This is a genomic window from Okeania sp. SIO3I5, assembly GCF_010672085.1.
Taxonomy (GTDB): Bacteria; Cyanobacteriota; Cyanobacteriia; order Cyanobacteriales; family Microcoleaceae; genus Trichodesmium.
Genome location: NZ_JAAHHT010000371.1, coordinates 1 through 6,316, shown reverse-complemented (window position 1 = coordinate 6,316; position 6,316 = coordinate 1). Strand labels below are relative to the sequence as shown.

The following is a 6,316-nucleotide window of genomic DNA, read 5'->3' as shown; positions in this document are numbered from 1 at the left end:
CTGATGCTAACCAAGGTAGTGATGATGCAGCCGACTCTGATGCTGACGCCAATGGTGTGACACCAATAGTTACCCTAGCTCCTGGTGAAAATAATCCCACAATTGATGCGGGAATTGTGGAAATTCCACCAGAACCTGCTTCTTTAGGAGACAAAGTATTCTTTGATGATGATGGTGATGGTATTCAAGATGCAGGAGAAGATGGAGTAGATGGTGTAACAGTGACTTTAACTGGTGGTGGAGCCGATGGTGACATTGACACTGTTGGGGACAACACCACAGAAACGACTACCACTGATGAGAACGGTATGTATTCTTTCACCAACCTCAATCCTGGTGAAGAGTATCAAGTAACTTTTGATGAGTCTACTTTACCTGATGGATTTGAATTTACTGATGCTAACCAAGGTAGTGATGATGCAGCCGACTCTGATGCTGACGCCAATGGTGTGACACCAATAGTTACCCTAGCTCCTGGTGAAAATAATCCCACAATTGATGCGGGAATTGTGGAAATTCCTCAAAATCCTGGTATCGAAATTGAAAAGTCAACTAACGACGTAGATGCTGACACTCCAGAACTAGCACCAGAAATTGCTGCGGGTGATACAGTTACTTGGACTTATAAAGTAACTAACACTGGTGATGTATCCTTTGACGAAAGTGAAGTCGAAGTAATTGACGATCAAGAAGGCGAAATTACCAATATCGTTGACAAAATCAATGGAGATGATGATAACACCCTAGATCCTGGTGAAACTTGGATTTACGAGCAGACAGGAATTGCTCAAGATTTGTCTACCGTTACTAACACCGTTATTGATTTTGAAACCGATGGTGAAGGTAATGATTTAGCAGCAGGTACTATTATTGATGATGAATACCAGAACTTAGGGGTAACGATTTCCGCGACTGAATTCGGTGCGATGATATTTGATAGTGCTAACCCAACTGGTGGAGATTCCGATTTAGCAACAGATACTGAAGGTAACATCTTAATCATTTCCGAAGATGGTGACAGTTCCGATCCTGATGACGATGGTGGTGGTGGCGTAATTACCTTTGACTTGGATAACCCAGTCGAATTCAACTCTATTAACTTAGTAGATATTGAAGAAGTAGGTGGTGAAGTTCGCACTACTGATTCTGATGGAAATGTAACTACTACCTCAATTCCTGCTACTGGTGATGCTAGCCTCCAAACTTTAAATATCGATGATAGTGATGTTGTAAAGATAGAAGTTGAACTTGCTGGTAGTGGTGCTATTTCGGGCTTAGATTTCGACAGCATCGGTGATGGCATCTATAAGAACATTGGTACAGTTGTTGCTGATGGTGTCGAAGATTCCGATCCTAGCCACTATGTTAACCCTGAACCAGATCCTCAAAATCCTGGTATCGATATTGAAAAGTCAACCAACGGTGTAGATGCTGACACCATAGAGGAAGCAGTAGCAATTGCTGCAGGTGATACGGTTACTTGGACTTATGAAGTAACTAACACTGGTGATGTATCCTTTGACGAAAGTGAAGTTGAAGTAATTGACGATCAAGAAGGCGAAATCACCAATATAGTTGGCAAAATCAATGGAAATGATGATTCTACCTTAGATCCTGGTGAAACCTGGATTTATGAGCAGACAGGAATCGCTCAAGACTTAAGCACTGGCACCAGTTCCCAAGACATCACCTTCAAACTTACAGGTAATAGTTCCACAACAGGTAGTTACGGAAATGTCCGTACCTTTACTAAAAATGGTGTATCAGTGGACGTCAGTGCATTCAGCAGTAACAAGAGTGGTGGAAACTGGAGAACTGCTTATCTGGGAGCTTATGGCGGTGGTTTAGGTGTTACCAACCGTAATGAAAGTGGTCATTATCACCGAGCGGATAATGGTACTAGCAACGATTATATCCTCTTTGAGTTCGACGAAGCAGTAACTGTAGATCGCGCATTCCTTACTTACATCAGCAATGATAGTGATATTTCAGTCTGGATAGGCGATCTCGATGGAGATATCTCACTTTTGAACAGCGATATCTTAAATGACTTCACCAAGGAAAATAAGAATGGTGGCAATGGCGGTGGTGACCGCGCTCGCTGGGCTAACTTTAATGCTGATGAGTTAACGGGTGATACCCTGGTTATTGCGGCGAAAACAAATGACAGTAATGATGCCTTCAAACTGAAAAAGCTTGATATTTCTGTACCGGATGAAACAAGCATCGGCAATTACGTCAATATTGGAACTGTAACCGCTGGTTCTGTAAGTGATGAAGACCAAAGTGGTTACACTAATCCTGAAGGCGAACCAGAACCAGAGCCAGAAAATCCTGGTATCGACATTGAAAAGTCTACCAACATTGTAGGTGCTGATCCTGCTGATGCTGTAGATGCTGATACTCCAGAGCAAGCAAAAGAAATCGCTGCTGGTCAGGAGGTTATTTGGACTTATGAAGTAACCAACACTGGTGATGTACCCTTTGCTAAAAGTGAAGTTGAGGTTACTGACGACAAAGAAGGCGAAATCACCGATGTCGATCCCACACAACATGGAAATGGAAATAACATCTTAGACCCTGGTGAAACCTGGATTTACACAAAGACAGGAATTGCTGCAGATTTAACAACTACTACAAGTTCCCAAGACATCCGGTTCAACCTCACAGGTAACAGTTACACAACAGGTAATTACGGAAATGTTCGTACCTTTACTGAAAATGGTGTATCAGTAGATGTCAGTGCATTCAGCAGTAATAAGAGTGGTGGAGACTGGAGGACTGCTTATCTGGGAGCTTATGGCGGTGGTTTAGGTGTTACTAACCGTAATGAAAGTGGTTCCGGTCACCGAGTAGATAATGGTGGTAGTAATGATTATATCCTCTTTGAGTTCGAGGAAGAAGTAATTGTCGATCGCGCATTCCTAGATTATGTTGACGGCGATAGCGATATCACAGTCTGGATAGGTAATCGCGATGGAGATATTACAGATGATTTGAATAGCGATATCTTAAATGACTTCGCTAAGGAAAATAACAACGGCGGTAACTACGATCGCTGGGCTGACTTTAATGCTGATGAGTTAAAAGGTAATACCTTGGTTATTGCTGCTCGTACCGACCACAATCACGATGGCTTCAAGTTGAGAAAACTTGATATTTCTGTACCTGGTGAAACAAGCAACGGTGTTTATGAAAATATTGGTACTGTTAGTGTCAATGGTTTCCCCGGTATCACCGATGAAGATTGGAGTCACTATGTTAATCCTGAATTCATCTAATTTTCTTGAATAGATTTTCTATATATCGGCAATAGCAAATCTAGCTGTCAAAGTCAGGTAATATCATGTCCGGTTGAATAGTTATAAATAAAAATGGAGGAGTCAGGAGTAGTAGGGGCGAACGGCCGTTTGCTTCGCATAACTATCGTTAACGCCCGTACAGGAGTCAGGAGGGTTTCTTCCAGTTGTGACTTAACTCTATACACAAACGATGCTACCGGACATGATATAAATAGTTAAATTAATTAAGAGTTTCACAGAAATTACCTCTGTGAAACTCTTTTTTTGGCGTTTGGTACACAATTTTGTTTAACAATAGGAGATTGTCCTCGCTAAACAATTGTCATTAAAAATAGGACAATATGTTATGTTTATGATAGAATTTATTAATAATTACTTGACAAATATATTTGATTATGATGTAATAAAAATTCTGAGTTAAATGAGGTAGTGTCTAGAAATAATTTATTAATTATGAAAGTCACTATTTTATAGACAAAATCAGGTCAAATCATTATAGGCTTTGAGTAGTAAAGCCTAATTTTATATAAATTAATCCCAATAAAGGATTAAATTTATTTAATTTATTAAGAAAGAATTGCAATACTATTAAAATTAATTAGCAAGTATTAGGTAATTATCTATACCTGCTTACCAAAAACAAATAAGGAGAAAATAAAAAATGAAAATCACTAGACGAGTATTTCTAGGAACAGGCACAGCAATGGCAACCGTAGCGATCGCTGAACTGGGAAAAAGCAACCGAGGATTAGCCCAAAGTCGTGAAATTAATCTCTATTCTTCACGGCACTACGACACTGATCAAGTTCTTTACGACAGTTTCACCAAAAAAACTGGTTTCAAAGTTAACCTAATTGAAGGTAAGGGAGAGGAGTTAATCGAACGAATCAAAAGTGAAGGAGCCAACAGTCCCGCAGATGTCTTCATCACAGTTGATGCAGGTAATTTGTGGCGTGCCCAAGAAGACGGAATCTTGCAACCAGTTTCTTCCTCTATTCTCAACAGTAAAATTCCAGCTAACCTCCGCAGTCCCGAAAACTTATGGTTTGGTTTCTCGAGACGGGCACGGGTAATCATGTATAACAAAGATAAAGTTCAACCCTCTGAGCTATCAACTTATGAAGATTTAGCTACAGGTAAATGGAAAGGTAAAATTGTGATCCGGTCTTCGAGCAATATTTACAACCAATCTTTAGTCGCATCTTTAATTGAAATTCTGGGAATGTCACCGACTGAGAGTTGGGCAAAAGGCTTTGTTAGCAATTTTGCCAGACCTCCAGAAGGAAATGACACTGCTCAAATAAAAGCTGTTGCTGCTGGTATAGGTGATATTGGTATTGCTAATAGCTACTATTTAGCGCGTTTAAAAAGATCTACGAAAGCAGCAGATAAAGCAGTTGCAGAAAAAGTGGGTATGTTTTTCCCGAACCAAAATGGGCGGGGTACTCACGTTAATATTAGTGGTGGCGGGGTAGTTAAAACTGCTCCCAATAAAGAGGGTGCAATTAAATTTCTCGAACATTTAACCAGTCCAGAAGCTCAAAAAATATTCTCTGAAGGTAATAACGAGTATCCTGTAGTTGCCGGTGTACCTGTTCCTGGCGTTTTGAAAACTTTTGGTGATTTCAAGAGTGATTCTACTAATGTTTCTGTTTATGGTAAGTTGAATCCTGAAGCGATTAAATTAATGGATCGTGTAGGTTGGAAATAGAGAGTTAATTAATGGATAATGGATAATTGATAATGGATAATTACTTCTTTGGCATTGGTAAAATCAGGTATTAAATTTGTATCAGAGCAAGATTGATAGTAAGGAAAAAAGCTGTTTTAACTACTGACTACTGTAGGGGGGAACAGCCGTTCTAAAAATTATACAATCATTTACTAATGCCACCTCTTTGATAAATTTTTGCCACGAATCTCTGTTATCTAAAATCCGGTTGAACAGTAGTCATTACCACGATAGGAAGCAATCTCCTAAACATAAGAGATTGCTTCCTTCCGCTCCGTTCCAGTCCCAATGACTTAGGTATAGTAATTACCAGGATTTGATATTACCTATTCCCTATTTCCTAAAAGCGGATAAGATTTTTATAGACAAATAAAATAGGATTGCTATAAAGATAAAATTATGGAACCAAGTTTAGTAGGATTAGCAGGTTGGGAATTACCAAAAATAGCTGCTCCTTTGTTGGGTGGTGTTTTGAAACAAGGTAGCGATCGCTTCGTTCAACTTCTCAATAAAACAGATGTAGAAAAGGCAATTATTTCTGGAGAAAAAGCTGTTCGGGAATGGGAAAAAACACTCCATCCTCAACAACTTTTATTTTATTCTGCTAAACCCGATGGATGGAATGGAGTTAACAAATTTCTCAGCAAATATTTTGATAATTATGGTGTTTTGCAGGAATTACAAAAACCATTAATTAATCAAGGTAAGCCTGATATTGATATTTTAATTAGCATTTTTAAACGGGAAGCTGAAGCTAAAAAGATTCAATTAAATCAACAAAGTTTACAGTCTTGGATTGAAATATTTGTTGATGCTTATTTTCAAAAAACTGATACTTATATTAAATTTCAGGTTGCTAAACAAAATTATTTTGAACAGTTAGCTAATTGGTTTGATGATGTGAAATTTGCTGGCATTTCTGTGCCTGGACAAGAGGTGGAAAAGTCGGAGAAATTAGCTAATATTTTTGTGATGCCGGATGTGTTGGAAGATGTCTCTACGGGAGGCGGTTTTGAACGGGATTTATTGTTAGCTGGAAGTGGGGAAAAATTAGACAGAGAATTATTAGTAAATACCTCTGGCAGAAAATTTTTAGCTTCGGAATTATTGACTCAAAGTCAGTCGCGGAAATTTGTAATATTGGGTGCGCCTGGTTCGGGAAAAACAACTTTGATGAGTTATTTTGCCGTGATGTTGGCATCTATCCCCCCAACCTCCCTTGGTAAGGAGTCAATCCCCCCAACCCCCCTTGGTAAGGGGGGCTATATGTCTGAAAATTCTG

At 39.2% G+C, this 6,316-nt stretch carries 3 protein-coding genes and 1 pseudogene; all 4 read left to right on the top strand.

The features are described from left to right. Positions 1-3,281: SdrD B-like domain-containing protein (locus tag F6K40_RS37995; protein ID WP_293144802.1), on the top strand; the 3,281-nt coding region annotated here is incomplete at its 5' end. Positions 3,282-3,374: 93 nt separating this feature from the next. Continuing rightward, entirely contained in the window at positions 3,375-3,521 is a 147-nt protein-coding gene (locus tag F6K40_RS37990; protein WP_293144799.1) for a hypothetical protein, read from the top strand. 442 nt (positions 3,522-3,963) lie between these two features. Continuing rightward, complete coding sequence (locus F6K40_RS37985; RefSeq protein ID WP_293144796.1) at positions 3,964-5,013, top strand: Fe(3+) ABC transporter substrate-binding protein; 1,050 nt, start codon at positions 3,964-3,966, stop codon at positions 5,011-5,013. A 420-nt stretch (positions 5,014-5,433) separates the two neighbouring features. Beyond that, positions 5,434-6,316, top strand: a pseudogene (locus tag F6K40_RS37980) (signal transduction protein); the annotation flags it as partial.